General features: G+C 40.0%; 20 protein-coding genes. All 20 read left to right on the top strand.

The genetic code is table 11. The features are described 5' to 3' along the window. The first annotated feature begins 2 nt into the window (after nucleotides 1-2). The 20 genes from GGQ84_RS04150 (at nucleotide 3) to GGQ84_RS04055 (ending at nucleotide 15,933) form a co-directional block, all read left to right on the top strand. Nucleotides 3-737 (top strand): YecA family protein, encoded by a 735-nt coding sequence (locus tag GGQ84_RS04150; protein WP_429159556.1) that lies wholly within the window; start codon nucleotides 3-5, stop codon nucleotides 735-737. 131 nt (nucleotides 738-868) lie between these two features. Continuing rightward, nucleotides 869-1,666, top strand: coding sequence for an ImmA/IrrE family metallo-endopeptidase (locus GGQ84_RS04145; protein ID WP_429159553.1), 798 nt, complete (start codon nucleotides 869-871; stop codon nucleotides 1,664-1,666). Between the two features lie 66 nt (nucleotides 1,667-1,732). Beyond that, nucleotides 1,733-2,116: a helix-turn-helix domain-containing protein gene (locus GGQ84_RS04140; RefSeq protein ID WP_429159551.1), complete on the top strand. Its 384-nt coding sequence runs from the start codon at nucleotides 1,733-1,735 to the stop codon at nucleotides 2,114-2,116. Between the two features lie 14 nt (nucleotides 2,117-2,130). Then, the gene (locus tag GGQ84_RS04135; RefSeq protein WP_429159548.1) at nucleotides 2,131-2,499 is read left to right on the top strand and encodes a hypothetical protein; all 369 of its coding nucleotides are present in this window, start codon (nucleotides 2,131-2,133) and stop codon (nucleotides 2,497-2,499) included. Between the two features lie 14 nt (nucleotides 2,500-2,513). After that, nucleotides 2,514-3,233 carry an ImmA/IrrE family metallo-endopeptidase gene (locus GGQ84_RS04130; RefSeq protein WP_429159546.1) on the top strand — a complete coding sequence of 240 codons (720 nt, stop codon included), beginning with the start codon at nucleotides 2,514-2,516 and terminating at the stop codon, nucleotides 3,231-3,233. 138 nt (nucleotides 3,234-3,371) lie between these two features. Then, on the top strand, nucleotides 3,372-3,533 hold the full coding sequence (locus tag GGQ84_RS04125; RefSeq protein WP_429159544.1) for a hypothetical protein: 162 nt from the start codon (nucleotides 3,372-3,374) through the stop codon (nucleotides 3,531-3,533). Nucleotides 3,534-3,721: 188 nt separating this feature from the next. Next, complete coding sequence (locus tag GGQ84_RS04120; protein WP_429159541.1) at nucleotides 3,722-4,153, top strand: RNA polymerase sigma factor; 432 nt, start codon at nucleotides 3,722-3,724, stop codon at nucleotides 4,151-4,153. 82 nt (nucleotides 4,154-4,235) lie between these two features. Next, on the top strand, nucleotides 4,236-4,943 hold the full coding sequence (locus tag GGQ84_RS04115; RefSeq protein WP_429159538.1) for an antA/AntB antirepressor family protein: 708 nt from the start codon (nucleotides 4,236-4,238) through the stop codon (nucleotides 4,941-4,943). An 87-nt stretch (nucleotides 4,944-5,030) separates the two neighbouring features. Next, nucleotides 5,031-5,213 carry a hypothetical protein gene (locus GGQ84_RS04110; protein WP_429159535.1) on the top strand — a complete coding sequence of 61 codons (183 nt, stop codon included), beginning with the start codon at nucleotides 5,031-5,033 and terminating at the stop codon, nucleotides 5,211-5,213. Then, nucleotides 5,210-6,424, top strand: coding sequence for a methionine adenosyltransferase (gene metK, locus GGQ84_RS04105; RefSeq protein WP_429159532.1), 1,215 nt, complete (start codon nucleotides 5,210-5,212; stop codon nucleotides 6,422-6,424). Before GGQ84_RS04110 ends, metK begins: the two co-directional genes overlap by 4 nt. After that, nucleotides 6,417-6,800: an rRNA biogenesis protein rrp5 gene (locus tag GGQ84_RS04100; protein WP_429159529.1), complete on the top strand. Its 384-nt coding sequence runs from the start codon at nucleotides 6,417-6,419 to the stop codon at nucleotides 6,798-6,800. Before metK ends, GGQ84_RS04100 begins: the two co-directional genes overlap by 8 nt. Further along, nucleotides 6,797-7,933, top strand: coding sequence for a DUF2800 domain-containing protein (locus tag GGQ84_RS04095; protein ID WP_429159526.1), 1,137 nt, complete (start codon nucleotides 6,797-6,799; stop codon nucleotides 7,931-7,933). The genes GGQ84_RS04100 and GGQ84_RS04095 overlap by 4 nt, the downstream gene beginning before the upstream one ends. A gap of 74 nt (nucleotides 7,934-8,007) precedes the next feature. Continuing rightward, entirely contained in the window at nucleotides 8,008-8,541 is a 534-nt protein-coding gene (locus GGQ84_RS04090; RefSeq protein WP_429159524.1) for a DUF2815 family protein, read from the top strand. Between the two features lie 30 nt (nucleotides 8,542-8,571). Then, nucleotides 8,572-10,527 carry a DNA polymerase gene (locus GGQ84_RS04085; protein WP_429159521.1) on the top strand — a complete coding sequence of 652 codons (1,956 nt, stop codon included), beginning with the start codon at nucleotides 8,572-8,574 and terminating at the stop codon, nucleotides 10,525-10,527. A 45-nt stretch (nucleotides 10,528-10,572) separates the two neighbouring features. Then, nucleotides 10,573-10,752, top strand: coding sequence for a hypothetical protein (locus GGQ84_RS04080; RefSeq protein WP_429159519.1), 180 nt, complete (start codon nucleotides 10,573-10,575; stop codon nucleotides 10,750-10,752). Next, nucleotides 10,742-10,915, top strand: coding sequence for a hypothetical protein (locus GGQ84_RS04075; RefSeq protein ID WP_429159516.1), 174 nt, complete (start codon nucleotides 10,742-10,744; stop codon nucleotides 10,913-10,915). The genes GGQ84_RS04080 and GGQ84_RS04075 overlap by 11 nt, the downstream gene beginning before the upstream one ends. Nucleotides 10,916-10,924: 9 nt before the next feature. Further along, nucleotides 10,925-11,260 carry a helix-turn-helix domain-containing protein gene (locus tag GGQ84_RS04070; RefSeq protein WP_429159513.1) on the top strand — a complete coding sequence of 112 codons (336 nt, stop codon included), beginning with the start codon at nucleotides 10,925-10,927 and terminating at the stop codon, nucleotides 11,258-11,260. Next, nucleotides 11,257-13,803, top strand: a complete 2,547-nt coding sequence (locus tag GGQ84_RS04065) for a virulence-associated E family protein (protein WP_429159511.1) — start codon at nucleotides 11,257-11,259, stop codon at nucleotides 13,801-13,803. Before GGQ84_RS04070 ends, GGQ84_RS04065 begins: the two co-directional genes overlap by 4 nt. 443 nt (nucleotides 13,804-14,246) lie before the next feature. Then, complete coding sequence (locus GGQ84_RS04060) at nucleotides 14,247-14,561, top strand: VRR-NUC domain-containing protein (protein ID WP_429159509.1); 315 nt, start codon at nucleotides 14,247-14,249, stop codon at nucleotides 14,559-14,561. Beyond that, nucleotides 14,533-15,933: an SNF2-related protein gene (locus GGQ84_RS04055; protein ID WP_429159506.1), complete on the top strand. Its 1,401-nt coding sequence runs from the start codon at nucleotides 14,533-14,535 to the stop codon at nucleotides 15,931-15,933. The genes GGQ84_RS04060 and GGQ84_RS04055 overlap by 29 nt, the downstream gene beginning before the upstream one ends. Nucleotides 15,934-15,935: the final 2 nt, after the last annotated feature.

Raw genomic sequence — 15,935 nt, 5'->3', positions numbered from 1 at the left:
TAATGGATTTAATAAAGCAGTATATTTTAGCACTTACAAATTTATATGGTCAGGTTCCTGCTGAGCTAGTTGTAGAAATTTATAATAGCCAGAATGAGGACCAGGTTGGCATCGATGATGTTGAGGTGTATTTCTATGAAGATATGAGTAAGCAGTATGTCTACGCTTACAAAGATCATTTTGTTCATGAGACCATTATAGAAGACAAAGAGTTCAAGTCAATGCGGAAGAAGAAAGCAGATAAGCCATATTATATTCCGGACAAGGAAGAACTACTTAAGTACTCAAACATGATTTACTATGAAAAGCCAAAGCAGTATGATGATTTATTGAAATACGCTGAGAAGAATTTCTTCGGCGGAAATTTTGAAAAAGCAGAGATGCTATGCCAAAATATAAGATGGGAATGTATAGAAGGTCCCAATATCCAGCAGATATTTGACCTGTTCAATACCTTTGAGGTAAATTTCAAAGACGAAAATCAAGTCAACAAAGTCATGCAGCTAGTGATGGACCTTTCTAATAATGTAAGACTCTGGGAGAACAATGGTCATACACCGAATGAAATCTTTGAGAAATTTGAAAAGCCTCATTTAAGGCCACTTCCTGATGAGCCATTTGAGTTTGGTGGATCTAATGTAATCGACATGAAGACGGAACAGAAAATTGGAAGAAACGACCCATGTCCTTGTGGCAGCGGTAAAAAATATAAGAAGTGTTGTTTAGGGAAACAATGATAAAATCCAGCTTTCCCTATTACACCAAAAAATTATGGAAAAATCTTCTGTGAAATAATTGACACAGAGGATATTTTCGTGATACAATGTTAGCAAATAAGCATACACGCAATCTTGAAAGGGGTGGTCAGTTGATCTCGTTGGATTTTAGAACCAAGAAAAATGGAGTGCCTATTCTCTCAAGAAGAGAGATTGAAGATATAGCAGAACAAGTTATACACTCTTACAAACCAAAACTTGTAAATAGTCCAGGCGTTTTAGACGTGGAGTTATTTATCGAAAACTATGCTGAATTAGAGATGGACTATCAGGATCTTACTCATGATGGATCTATACTGGGAATGACAGTTTTTAATGATTGTCGAATTCCAGTATATGATGCTGAAAACGAGAAAGCAGTGAGAATGACCGTAAATGAAGGAACAGTGCTTATAGATAATTCTTTATTAGAGAGCGACCAATTAAGGCGTGGGAGATTTACTTTAGCCCATGAAGCAGCTCATTGGTTATTGCATAGGCAGATGTACTTGGAAAATAAAAATCAGATTTCTCTATTTGAAGCATTAGAAATGGAAGAGAAGAAACTCCCTGTCATTAAATGTCGAACTTCTGACATTGAGTCTAAAGGGAAAAAGGAATTGGTAACTGATGATGAGTGGATGGAATGGCAAGCTGATTATATGGCTTCTGTTTTACTCATGCCAAGAAAAGCTTTTAGTAGTTTAGTTAAAGAGAAATTTAAATCGGCAAAGATAGATAAAAACTTCTATCGATTAGGTACGGACTTTGAAACGGACCTATGGGCTGAGGCAATGGCTTATGAAATGGCTGACTTTTTTGAGGTATCTGTTACAGCAGCAAAAATACGTCTTAAAAATCTAGGGTTCATAAAAGACCAACAAGATCGCCAGCAATATTCTTTAATATGAAATAGAAAGGCAGCTAGCAGCTAATAATGATATTAGTTGCAGCAAGATAGAATGGAGGTGAATTTTGTGAGTCCTAATCAATTTGGAGATTTTATCGCAAAAAAAAGAAAAGAGAAAGAAATAAGTCTAAGGGGTATGGCAGAATTGCTAGATCTATCTCCCGCTTATTGGAGCGATATTGAAAAGGGGAGGAGAAATCCACCTAACCTCAATATACTTCATGAGTTAGCAAAAGTACTAGGCTTATCTAATGGTGAGATTGATATGATGGTAGATTTAGCTTCTGAAGACAGAGATGAAATACCGATGGATTTACCTGACTACATCAAGGAAAGTGACCTAGCAAGAACTGCCCTAAGAAAAGCACGTAAAAAGTCTGAAACAAGCGGTACCGATGCAACTAAAAAGGCATGGGAAGACTTTATTAAAGCACTGGATGATGAAGAGTAAGGGGGGAAAATCATATGACAGAGCTCTTTAAAGAGATACTACAAAGGGATTTTTATCAGGAGATATTTGACGCTTTGAATGGAGAAATTACCAATAAATATGATGAATATGATCTTACTATGAGAGCTAATGTGGTTCATGAGGTATTGGAAGCGTCACTAGATGATATTCAAATACTGCGGGTGTTTAACTTTAACCAAGAAGATGATGACTTTGAATTTGATATTCTTGTAAATTGTGATATTGAAATTGGTGATTACTTTGCCAGAGAATCAATTCAGGAGTCTGTTCCTCAGTGGTTTCAGTTAAACTGCAGTGCAGTGTTTGAGGGTCAATCGTTGGAGGATTTTTCAATTAATAGTATTGAAGCTTATAACAAGTAAAGGGGGGATTGCCTATGAGGTTAAATAGCGATTTTGTGCCTGTTATTAGCAAGAGAGAAATGGATGAAGAGGCTACAAAATTTCTAAGAAAGTATTGTCCAGAAGCATTAAAAGATCCAATGCCTGTGCCGGTTGAAGATATTGCAGAGCTAAAGATGGACCTAGAGATTGATTATGTCAATATTGATGAAGCCTGTGAGACGTTGGGGATGATGATTTTCTCTGATGGTGCAGTTAAGTTATATGATCAAGAAAGCGGTCAATATGTTTTAAGGCCATATAAAAGAGGAACATTACTGGTAGAGAGTGACATAAGCGATGTGAGCAATAGAGGCCGTGAACGGTTTACAATTACTCATGAAATCGTGCATTGGCATATCCACAAACTTCGATTCACGATGATGGGGTTAATCGATGAATCGTTAGCAAAGGCTTGTAGATGCCCTAAAGAAAAGACTTATAACCCAAAATCTCCGGAGGAGTGGATGGAGTGGCAAGCAGATAATTTAGCTGCTGCAATCCTTATGCCTGCAGAAATGTTTAAAAGAAAGGCTATGGAATTTAAGTCGAGCTTTAATGTAGGCTCTAAAATTAATGATACAATGTGGTTAGGGTTTAGCCCAAGTATTATTAATGAATTCATTATTGACGGGCTTGCAGACACTTTCCATGTTTCCAAACAAGCGGCAGAAATACGTATTAAGACATTAGGCATAGAGCTATTAAAAACATAACGGCATGATCTATCTTTGTGCTGTTATTTTTTAAAAGGTTATGTTCGCAAGAACGCTAACAAGACGGAGGCGGACAAACTATATTTTTTTACCCTTAGTGTTCGCAAGAACGCTAACAAGACGAAGAAAAGGGAGGTGATGATTATAGCTAAGAAAATTAAGTGTCCAAATTGCAATAATAAACGTTTGCTGGACTTAGTAGTCGCAAAAGATGGAGAACTAATGATTAAATGCCCTAAGTGTAGAAGAATCATAGATGTGACTTTCCAAGACAATCGAATAAAGGTAAGAGCAATGTAACAAGTGCAATTCATACCGAGCAACGGAGTCGAACCTGAACTACCAAATAGCCGGATAATCGCTAATTAATTTTAGCGGTTGTCCGGCTATTTTTTTTGTTTATTTAGCGTTTTTTTAAGCTGCATGTGCAGATAAGCCATTTCAGCCAGTAATAAACTTTCAAACCAAATTCCAAGGAGGAACAAGTAATGAGTAAAGAGATTAAGATTGGAAAAATTGCAGTGCCTGTGAGTGATGAGCTTTATAAGGAGTACTACAAAATGAAACGTCGCCAGAGATACCTAGAAGAAGATGTAAAAGTTGGGCGCATTGAAGTGGACATGGAAAATGAAAAAGTCACTTTTGTACCTAATAAAGAGGATTCCCTTCAGCGCCTAATGGATCTTGGTGCTGATTATAAGGACGAGCTATCAGTAGAAGATTTAGTTGTTGATAAGGCCATGCTCCTTATTTTACAAGAAGCCATGAAAGAGCTAGATCGACAGGAGAAGGAACTGATTCATGACCTTTTCTATGAAGATATGACAGTTCGGGAGGTAGCTAAGAAAAATAGCACTTCCCATGTAACTGTGATGAAGCGTAGAGACAAAATTTTGGACAAGCTCAGAAAGTTTTTCTAAAAAGTTGGTTACCAAAGTGGCCTCCCCATTGGCTAAGAAGTGAGGGGGTCACTCCTTAAATATAAATCGAGGTGATGAAAAGATGAACGAGTTAATGAGAGTAAATTACACCCAAGATGAACCAACGGTATCAGGCCGAGAGCTTCATGAGTTTTTGGAGGTGAAGACCAAATATAAGGACTGGTTTCCGAGGATGACAGAGTATGGATTCACTGAAAATCAGGACTTCACATTGGTGGCTCAAAAAAGAGCAACCAATAATCCTAAGAATCCTTATACGGATATTATGGACCATCAACTTACGATTCCTATGGCAAAAGAAATCTGCATGATTCAAAGGTCGGAAAAAGGCAAACAAGCCAGGCAATATTTTTTAGCCATAGAAAAAGCCTGGAACACGCCTGAGATGATTATGTCTAGGGCACTAAAGATGGCTGAACACAAAATTAATCATCTGGAAGTGGAGAACAGCAGACTCTTAGTTGCCAATATTGCAATGCAGCCAAAGGCAGAGTATTTTGATGAACTGGTGGACCGAAACCTACTGACAAACTTTAGAGATACTGCCAAGGAACTTAAGGTTCAGGAAAAGAGCTTCATTCAATTCCTACAGGAAAAGAAGTATATCTACAGAGACCAAAAAGGGAAGCTGAAACCTTATGCAGATAAAAACACAGGCCTATTTGAAATTAAAGAAGCTAAAAACGATAAAACCGGATGGGTTGGCACTCAAACCCTTATTACACCTAAAGGTAGAGAGACTTTTAGGCTTCTTATAAAAGGAATTTAAAAAAATACTAAATTTCTAGTTACCAGACCCCCCTGATAATCGGCTAGTAAGTGAAGGGGGTTATGCAGTGGAGGAGGTGAGCTAGATATGACCCAAAAGAAAGGAGAAGAGAAAATGAATGCAACGAAAGAACTTCAAGAAGAAATGGTAGGTGTACTAACTGCCATAAGCATTGTATCAAAAAGACTAGCTAATCGGCTGGTAGATCTTGAAAAAGAATCCGAAGACGAGCAAAGAGAAAAACCAAAAACGAAAGGAGCAAATCAATGAAAACAAAACCAATATATATCTTTACCTCTGAATCGGTTACAGAGGGCCATCCTGATAAGATGTGTGACCAAGTCGCGGACGGGATTATGGATCTTTTGCTTAAAGAAGACCCAAACGCTAGAACCGCTATAGAAGTTACAGCTGCTAATGGATTCATTCATGTCTTTGGAGAGGTTAGCACAGATGCCAGGGTGGATTATAGAAAAATCATTAAAGATGTTATTTACGACATCGGATACAGGGCAGATGAACTTGCTACAGATGGTGACTTTTACAGAATGCTTGTAAATCTTAACACCCAGTCACCGGATATCGCTTTAGGAGTAGATAAAAAAGAAATCGGAGCAGGAGACCAGGGAATGATGTTTGGCTATGCCACAGATGAAACAGAGGAGTTAATGCCTCTTACAGCAGTCTTATCACATAGGCTTTGCATGAGACTTTCTGAAGCTAGAAAAACAGGAGAACTTCCTTATCTTAAGCCTGATGGAAAGGCCCAGGTATCCATAGGATACGGGAAAAAGAATAATCCTTTATTCATTAAAGCCATCGTTGTTTCCACTCAACATACTGAGGACATTGACATTGAAAAGCTTAGAGAAGATGTGATGGAAGAGGTTATTTTAAAAGTCATCCCTCATGAGCTTTTAAATAAGGATACGGATATTCTAATCAACCCAACAGGAAGGTTTGTCTTAGGTGGTCCTGCAGCAGACTCAGGTCTTACTGGTAGAAAAATCATTGTTGATACCTATGGCAGTAAAGGACGTCATGGAGGGGGATCTTTTTCAGGGAAAGACCCAACAAAGGTAGACCGCTCAGGAGCATATTTAGCCAGATACATTGCAAAGAACATCGTGGCAGCAGGTTTGGCTAAGGAATGTGAAGTGCAGGTGTCTTACGCAATTGGAGTGGCCAAGCCAGTGTCCTTTAAAGTGGACACCTTTGGAACAGGTAAAATGCCCGATGAAGTTTTGGCAGAAATCATAAAAGCCTTAATCGATATGAGACCTGGCACCATTATAAAATCCTTTGGCCTTAAAAGACCTATTTACAGGCAGTTTGCCGTCTATGGACATTTTGGCAGAGAGAAGATGCTTCAAGATGGCATAGAAAGAAACACACCCTGGGAGATGAAGGACCTCGTTCCCATATTAAAAGAAGTCACAAAGGATTTTATAGAAAAGAAAGGAGATCTGAAGGATGAGTAAAATCAAGCTTGCACTGGAAGTGGTAAGTGACCTTAAGGCACTTGCTGACAGTATTGAGACCTTGGTTCATGCCATGGAATCAAATGGTCCTAACCTAGAGGATGAGGATCCAGTAAAGGAAACAAAGAAAAAATCAAAGCCAAAAGCAAAAGAACCTGAAGCAGAAGCACCTATAGAAGAAGTAGCAGAAGAAAAGGCAGTAGAAGAAAAGGAACCGACCCTAGAAGAAGTTAGAGCGGCTATGGCAGATAAAAGTAGAGATGGTCATAGAGAGGCGGTGAAAGCCATTATCACAAAATACGGAGCAAATAATCTGTCATCTCTCGACCCTAAGCATTATAGAGCTGCCCTTAAGGAAGTAGGTGAAATCAAATGAGTGGATCCTCTAACACCCATTCCGTCTACTCTGCATCAGGAGCACATAGATGGATGAACTGCCCACCTTCAGCTCAGTTAGAACAGCAGTTTCCAAATGAGACCAGCACCTATGCAGAAGAGGGTACAGCAGCCCATGACCTAGCTGAACATAAACTTAAAAAAGCTCTGAAGATGCGGTCTAAAAAGCCTACTAGCCCATATCACTCAGATGAGATGGATGAGATGACTGATCTTTATGTGGAGTACTGTCTAGAACTGATAGAAAAATCTAAAGAGAATTGTAAGGACCTTCAAATCTTAATCGAGCAGAAACTGGACTTCAGCGACTATGTACCAGAAGGCTTCGGTACCGGTGACCTAGTTGTAGTAGGTAATGGAACTCTTCATGTAGTGGATTTGAAATACGGGAGAGGTGTTATCGTATCAGCTGAAAAGAATCCGCAGATGATGCTTTATGCACTGGGAGCTTTATCCTTATTCGACATGCTCTACGACATTGAAAGGGTTTCCATGGCTATTGTACAACCTAGGGTAGATAACTTTTCCACTTGGGAGATACCGGTAGAGGAGCTTCTTAAGTGGGCTGAAGAAGAATTAAAACCTAAAGCATTATTAGCCAGTACCGGCGGCGGGGAATTTTGTGCTGGTGATCACTGTAGATTCTGTCGGGCGAAGAATCAGTGTAGGGCTAGGGCAGTTAAAAATTTAGAACTTCTAAAATATGAATTCCAAGACCCAACACTTTTAACAGATGAAGAGATTGCAGAAATCATAGGTCTTGCAGAGGAATTATCGAAATGGGCCAGTGATATCTACACCTACGCTACAGCCCTAGCCATTAACGAAGGTAAGCAGTGGGATGGATTTAAGCTGGTAGAAGGTAGAACCAGAAGGAAGTACACCGATGAAACTGCAGTAGCTGAAGCTGCTAAAGAGGCTGGATACACAGACATCTTTAAACAGAGTTTGATTACCATAACAGAGATGGAAAAGCTTATGGGGAAAAAGAAGTTTAATGAACTACTTGGAAGCTTAGTGGAAAAGCCTAAAGGGAAACTAACCCTTGTCTCTGAGACCGATAAGCGGGAGGCCATAGATCCAATTCATGCAGAGTTTCAGGTGGAAGAGTAAATGCAAATGTCAGTTTTAAATGTAAACAAGCTCAGTAGAGCAAAAACAAATACAAAATTTAGGAGGATTTTAATATGAGTAAAGAAACGAAGGTAGTCGTACCAGGAAGATTAAGCTATGTGAATGTTTGGGAGCCAAAAAGTATCAATGGAAGTGATCCAAAGTATAGCGTTTCCATCATTATCCATAAGACGGATAAGAAAACCGTAAACTCCATCATGAAGGCTGTAGAAGCTGCAAAGCAAGAAGGAGCGGTAAAGTTTGGAGGGAAGATTCCAGCTAATCTTAAAACTCCTCTTCGAGATGGAGATATCGATAGACCAGATGATCCCAACTATGAAGGGTGCTACTTTATTAACGCCAATTCAAAAGATGCACCACAAGTGGTGGATGGAAAGGTACAGCCCATCCTTGATAGAAGCGAAGTCTACTCAGGGTGTTACGGGAAGGTCAGCCTTAATCTATATGCTTTTAATGTTAATGGCAATAGAGGAATTGCAGCGGGACTTGGCAACGTGCAAAAGCTTAAAGACGGTGAGCCACTGGGTGGAAAGAGCAGAGCAGAAGATGACTTTGAAATCGAAGCAGACGATGATTTCTTGGCCTAACACTGTAAAAAGAGAGGAGGTGGTAAACCCATGAAAACTTTATCCATCGACATCGAGTCATTTTCAGATATAGACCTAGGAAAGTGTGGTGTTTACCGCTACACCGATAGTCCAAATTTCGACATTCTTCTCTTTGCCTACAGCATGGATGAAGGTCCGGTGAATCTTATTGACTTAGCCAGTGGAGAAGAAATGCCAGATGAAATTATAGAAGCTATTTTAAGTAACGACATCATCAAAACAGCTTTTAATGCCAATTTTGAAAGGGTCGCTCTTATGAGATATCTCAGTAGAAAACTCAGTAAGAATGTGTATCTTGATCCATCCTCTTGGAGATGCAGTGAGGTTCAGGCAGCAATGCTTGGACTTCCTCTCCACCTAGAGGGAGTAGCTAGAGTATTAAGACTTGATGTACAGAAAATGGCTGAAGGCAAACCCCTTATAAGATACTTTTGCATTCCCTGTAAACCAACAGCAGCCAATGGTGGAAGAAGTAGAAACCTACCCATTCACGCACCAGATAAGTGGGATCTATTTAAAGAGTACAACATTAGAGACGTTGAGGTGGAACTAGCCATCAGAGAAAAAATAAAAGACTTTCCAATACAAGATTCAGAACAAGCTCTATATGAACTAGATCAGCGCATTAACGATAGAGGATTTAAAGCAGATATGGATTTCGTCATGCAGGCCATATCCTGTGACAGACAGTTTACTGTAGCAGCCACAGAAAAAGCCTATGAACTGACAGGACTTGAAAATCCGAACTCCGTATCCCAGCTTAAGGATTGGTTATCGGAGAGGGGCGTAGAAGTTGAGAGTCTTTCAAAGAAAAATGTAAAAGAGCTGGTAAGTGAAACAGAAGGAGAGGTAGAGGAAGCCTTAAAGCTTAGACTTCTTATGGCAAAGACCAGTGTTAAAAAATATGAAGCCATTGAAAGGGCAGTGTGTTCAGATGGTAGAGTCCATGGATTATTTCAGTTCTATGGGGCCAACCGCACTGGGCGATTTGCAGGAAGGCTAGTCCAGGTTCAAAACCTACCCCAAAACCATCTAAAAGATTTAAAGCTCGCTAGGGATTTAGTAAAAGAAGGTCGCTTTGATGACCTTGAGATGTTATTTGGAAATACCCCAGGTGTCCTATCAGAATTGATAAGAACCGCCTTTATCCCTAAAGAAAACCACAGGTTTATCGTAGCTGACTTTTCAGCTATAGAAGCCAGAGCTCTATCCTGGCTTGCCGGTGAAAAGTGGAGGATTGAAGTTTTTAAATCCCATGGGAAAATCTATGAAGCTTCAGCATCTCAGATGTTTCATGTTCCCATAGATGAAATCACAAAGGGTAGTCCCCTAAGGCAAAAAGGGAAGATCTCGGAACTGGCCTGTGGTTATGGCGGAGGAGTTGGAGCACTTAAATCCATGGGCGCATTAGAAATGGGAGTAGAGGAACATGAACTTCAGGGACTTATTGATAACTGGCGAAGGGCTAACCCCCACATCGTTAACTTCTGGTGGAAAGTAGACAAGATGGCCATTAAAGCTGTTAAGGAAAGAACTAGGACAAGAACCCATGGAATCCTCTTCACCTATAAAAGTGGCATGCTTTTTATTACCCTTCCATCTGGAAGAGACCTGGTTTATGTAAAACCAAAGCTAATTCTAAATAAATTTGGAAGAGAAGGTCTTACCTACGAAGGGATAGGGACCACGAAAAAGTGGGAGAGGATAGAGACTTATGGACCTAAGATTGTTGAGAATATTGTTCAAGCTGCATCAAGGGATTTACTAGCAGAAGCCATGCTAAGGCTTGATAAAGCAGGGTTTAGTATCGTAGCCCATGTTCATGATGAGGTCATTTGTGAGGTGGAAAACGGCAAGTCCAGCGTAGAGGAAATTTGCAAAATTATGAGCATAAATCCTAAGTGGGCAAATGGACTACCTTTAGATGCAGATGGGTTTGAGTGCGATTTTTATCAGAAGGATTAATAGAAAGACAGCCGGTCAAAAGATAAAGAAATGGAGGAGATATAGATGGATAAATTAGAAAAAGTAAAAATCGAAAAAGTAAAAACGGAATTAGGTTATATCATTGAGTCTTTAGAAAACATAAAGGCTGACCATCTACAAAGAAAAACCATGCAAGATGCCATTGATATTATTGAAAAGCTAGAGTCCCTTGTAAGAAATGGAGGAGATATAGATGATATCTAAGGATTACGGAAAATACACATTAGTTTGTGATATATGCGGAGTAGTTACAGATGAGGAATTTGAAACTTTTCAAGATGCTGTAGATGCTAGAGGAGACCTTGGCTGGAAGAGTAAGAAAATAATTGGTGAATGGGCAGATGTTTGTCCTGATTGTATAGAGTAGGGGGTCAAAATGTTTTCTGAAAGAGTGAAAATAATTCGAAAAGAGGTGGGTTTAACCCAAAAGGAATTTGCTCAAATCCTCAAAATTTCTAGCGGTACTGTGGCTATGTGGGAGATGGGTAAAAGGAAGCCCTCGCTCAAGACATTAGAAGGCTTATCTAAGATTTTTAGTGCGCCAACTGACTATTTGCTTGGACTTACAGACGAAATACCCGAGCTGAAAAACGACTTAACTCCTCTACTAGATAAAGTGAAAAATCTTAAAACTGAAGAAGTGATTTATAGCTGTGATGATTTTGAAATCATTTTAGTTAAAAAAAGCAAGAAAACAAGGAGGACGCCATGAAATTTATAATCTCAACAGGCAACAGCCGTAAAGATAAATTTTGGAAAGAACAGACGGTGTCCTGGGAGGAGTTTACAGAGAGACTCTCCCGAACCACCGTCACCAGTGAAACTCAGGAAGAGTACCTGAAGATGAAAAAGTACCAGCAAGACAATGTAAAAGATGTGGGCGGTTTTGTAGCTGGACAGCTTAAAGATGGAAGAAGAACAAAGCACAGCGTTTTAAGCCGCTCTATGCTAAGTCTTGATATGGATTATGCAGATGATGCTGAATCTATAGCTGAAAACATGGAACTGCTTTATGGGTATGCAGCAATCATTTACTCCACCCATAAACATAAACCGGAAAAGCCAAGGCTAAGACTGATCATTCCACTGTCTAGAGTTGTTACAGCGGATGAATACCAAGCAGTTAGCAGAATGATTGCCAAAGAAATCGGCATTGAGCTATTTGATGATACCACCTATGAACCTAATAGACTGATGTACTGGCCCAGCACTTCATCTGATGGAGAGTATTTCTATAGGGAAATCAAAGGAGACTTTTTAAACCCTGATGGTATCTTAAAGTCTTATGAAAACTGGCAGGATTCATCATCATGGCCGGTGTCGTCAAGACAAACCACACTTTTAAAGAAGCTGATGAAAAAGCAGGCAGATCCTATTAGAAAAGAAGGTCTTATTGGAGCCTTTTGCAGGAGATATACCATAGAAGAAGCCATTGAAACCTTCCTCTCAGATATCTATGAGCCTAGTGTGATGCCTGAGCGTTATGACTATACCCCAGCCGATTCCACAGCGGGAGTTGTTATCTATAACGGGAAATATGCCTACTCCCATCACGCAACGGATCCTGCTTGTGGTCAGTTATGTAATGCCTTTGATTTAGTAAGGATCCACCTTTATGGGGACTTGGATGAAGAGGTCGATGAAAAGAAACAGCTGCCATCGTCTAAATCAACACTACCATCTGTCAAAGCCATGCTTGAGTTTTGTCTAGAGGATGAAAAAGTAAAAAGGCAACTGGCCAAAGAACGGGCAGAAGAAATAAATAGAGAGTTTGAAAAGGTAGAAGAGGACGAGTGTGATGGAGATAAATCCAGCACTAAAGTTACACCAAGCACTAAAGATAAATCAAATAATAAAAATACATCAAGTAGCAAAGAAAATTCAAGTAACGAAGAAACCTCACAAAGCGAAGACTCCACTGAAGAAGATGACCTAACTTGGCAGCTAGAGCTTGAACTTAATAAAAATGGAACGGTAAAAGATACACCGACCAATATTCTAACCATCATGAGACACGACTCAAGGCTTCAGGCCATCGCCTATAACCAGATGAACCATCTACTAGATGTTAATGGAGAGCTGCCTTGGGAGCAGGTAAAGGATGGGTGGAATGATGCAGATTTTGCAAATCTCAAGATGTATCTAGATAGGCATTATGGCATTTGGTCGCCTGCAAAGGTAAAAGATGCTCTTACCACAGCAGCATCAGAGAGACTTTTTCATCCTATTAGAGATTATCTCGATGCACTGCCGGTTTGGGACGGAACCGAGAGGGTGGATAGGCTTCTTATCGACTATCTAGGTGCAGAGGATAACCCGTATACAAGAGCGATTATGAGAAAAACCTTAGTAGCAGCAGTGGCTAGAATTTATGAGCCTGGGACAAAGTTTGACTATATTTTGGTCCTAAATGGACCACAGGGAATTGGAAAATCCACCTTCTTTGCAAAGCTTGGAGGTAAGTGGTTTTCAGATAGTTTAACAGTATCTGATATGCGGGACAAGTCAGGAGCAGAAAAGCTTCAAGGTTACTGGATCCTAGAGCTGGGAGAGCTGGCAGGGCTTAGAAAGATAGATGTAGAAACGGTGAAATCATTTATTACTAGAACAGATGACAAGTTTAGGCACAGCTATGGGGTCAATGTGGAAAGCCATCCGAGGCAGTGTATTATCGTGGGAAGCACGAATAGCACCAGTGGTTTCTTAAGAGATGTCACCGGTAATAGAAGGTTCTGGCCAGTAAGGGTGAAGCAAAGTAAAAAGAAGGTCTGGGAGATGACAGATATAGATCAGATTTGGGCAGAAGCCCTTGAAATGTATAGGGCAGGAGAACCTCTTATCTTAATAGGAGAAGAAGAAAAGATGGCCTATGAAGAACAGCGTGATGCTATGGAAGCCGATGACCGTGAAGGTTTGGTGGAGCAGTATCTTGAAAAGCCACTACCTGATAACTGGGCCAAGATGGACATTTATGAAAGACGCAGCTACCTTGCAGGGCAGAGTGAGTTTGGAGAGGAGATCCCAGAAGGAGCGAATCGAAGAGATAGAGTATGCTGTTTAGAAATCTGGTGTGAGTGTTTTGGAAAAGAGAGAAACGCCATTCGAAGAACTGACTCTTATGAAATTGAAGCTATTCTTATGAGAATTGGTGGATGGAAGCGATATGACGGGAACAAGCGTGGAAATATTAAGTTCCCAATTTATGATTCACAAAGAGCCTTTGTAAGAGATGAAGAAGAGATAAAAAGTCAGTAAAAGAAATAGAGATTAGTATGAAACCAAAATAGAGATCCGTATGAAATGCTCTTCGATAAAAAAGTTGATCGGTAGACATTATTAATGGTGGTCGATAGACATTATTTTGGTAGGAGATAAAGATTATTTTGGTGGTCTATTGTATCACTTGGTGGTCTCTTAGAAAAATAAAAAGTGGGATAGGGTAGTCTAAAATGCTTAGTACCACTAACATATACCACCAATGCAAACCCTTATAAATCAATGTTTTCAATACGGTAGTGGTATGAGTGGTAGATAACTATATTGAAGTTTTAATTATATAAGAATAATAAGTAAATCGTCCACCTACGCGCGTAAGAGTTTTAAGGGCTATATACCACCGTTTTAGACCACCGGATTTAAATATGAGATGTAAGTGAGAGATTTTAGATTAAAGAAGTGTTTGTTTAAGGTTATAACTTATGGAAGAAATTGAGGTGATAGAGGTGACAGAAAAAGAATTAGAGCTAATGCTTGTAAAAGAAGTGAAAAGAAGAGGCGGTAGAGCCTATAAGTTTATATCCCCAGGATTAAATGGGGTGCCCGATAGATTGGTGCTAATGCCAGGAGGAAAGATGGGATTTGTTGAGGTGAAAGCACCTGGAAAGAAGATGCGGCCAAATCAGATAAAGAGAAAAGGGGAGCTGGAAGGGCTAGGGTTTTTGGTTTATTGCCTAGATAACCCAGCGGATATAGGAGGTGTGGTAGATGGGATTGCCGGAAGTAGTACTACCTAAATCAAGACTACCGTACTGCCCTCATGAATATCAAACCCACTGCACAGAGTTTATTTTGGAGAACAACTCTGCAGGACTTTTCCTAGACATGGGACTTGGAAAAAGTGTAATAACCCTAACCGCTCTAGTGGATCTTTTACATGACCGGTTTGAAGTGTCAAAGGTCTTGGTGATTGCTCCACTAAGGGTTGCCAACACCACATGGCTGGATGAAGTTTTAAAGTGGAAGCATACAAAGGAACTTAGGGTTTCAAGAGTTCTTGGAAGTGCAAAGGAAAGAACCATGGCCCTATATAAAAAGGCTGATATCTATACCATCAACAGAGAGAATGTTCCTTGGCTGGTGGAGTTTTATAAAAACGAGTGGCCCTTTGATATGGTCATTATCGATGAACTTTCAAGTTTCAAATCTCCATCGGCTAAAAGGTTCAGAGCACTTAAAAAAGTCAGACATAAAATTAAAAGGATTGTAGGTCTTACTGGAACACCTGCACCCAATGGACTCTTAGATATTTGGAGTCAAATCTACCTCTTAGATGGAGGGGAGAGACTAGGAAGAACCTTTAGTGGATACCGTAGCCGATACTTCCACCCACAGAAATATGTGAATGGTGGGATTCCAGCAGATTATGTGCTAAACGATGATGCAGAAGATAAAATCTATGACAAAATATCAGACATTTGCATTAGCATGAAGGCTTTAGAGTATTTGAAGATGCCGGAAATTATTTTTAACAAAGTGGAAGTGGAGCTATCTGAAAATGAAATGAAGCTTTATAAAAAGCTAGAGAGGGACTTGCTTCTTCCCCTAGAGGATAGTGAAGTGGATGCTGTTAATGCAGCGGTGCTGTCAAACAAGCTTCTTCAAATGTCAGGAGGAACGGTCTATGACGAGTACGGAGATGTACACCGGATCCATGACAGGAAGCTGGATGCTTTGGAGGATTTAATCGAAGCTGCCAATGGTAAACCGGTTTTAATCTACTATGGATTTAAACATGAGAGAGAAAGAATAAAAAGTAGATTTGATGCGGGAGAGATTAACACCTCTGATGATATAGCAAGGTGGAATAGGGGAGAGATGAAAATCGCTCTGTGCCATCCTGCATCAGCAGGTCACGGACTCAATCTTCAAGAAGGTGGATCCACAATTATTTGGTACAGTGTGACCTGGAGCCTGGAACTTTACCAGCAGGCCAATGCCAGACTATGGCGGCAAGGTCAAAAGCAGACGGTGGTTATAAATCACTTGCTAGCAAGGGACACGATTGATCACAAAGTGATGATGGCTCTTGATAATAAAGACACAGGGCAAAAGGCACTAATTGAAGCGGTTAAGGCTAGGATTACTAATTTGAGAAACGGAGGATGAAG

Origin of the sequence: Desulfitispora alkaliphila, from assembly GCF_050433185.1 — a bacterium.
GTDB lineage: Bacteria > Bacillota > Desulfitisporia > Desulfitisporales > Desulfitisporaceae > Desulfitispora > Desulfitispora alkaliphila.
Note: the sequence above shows the minus strand (reverse complement) of the source record. Positions and strands in the feature narration are given on the sequence as shown.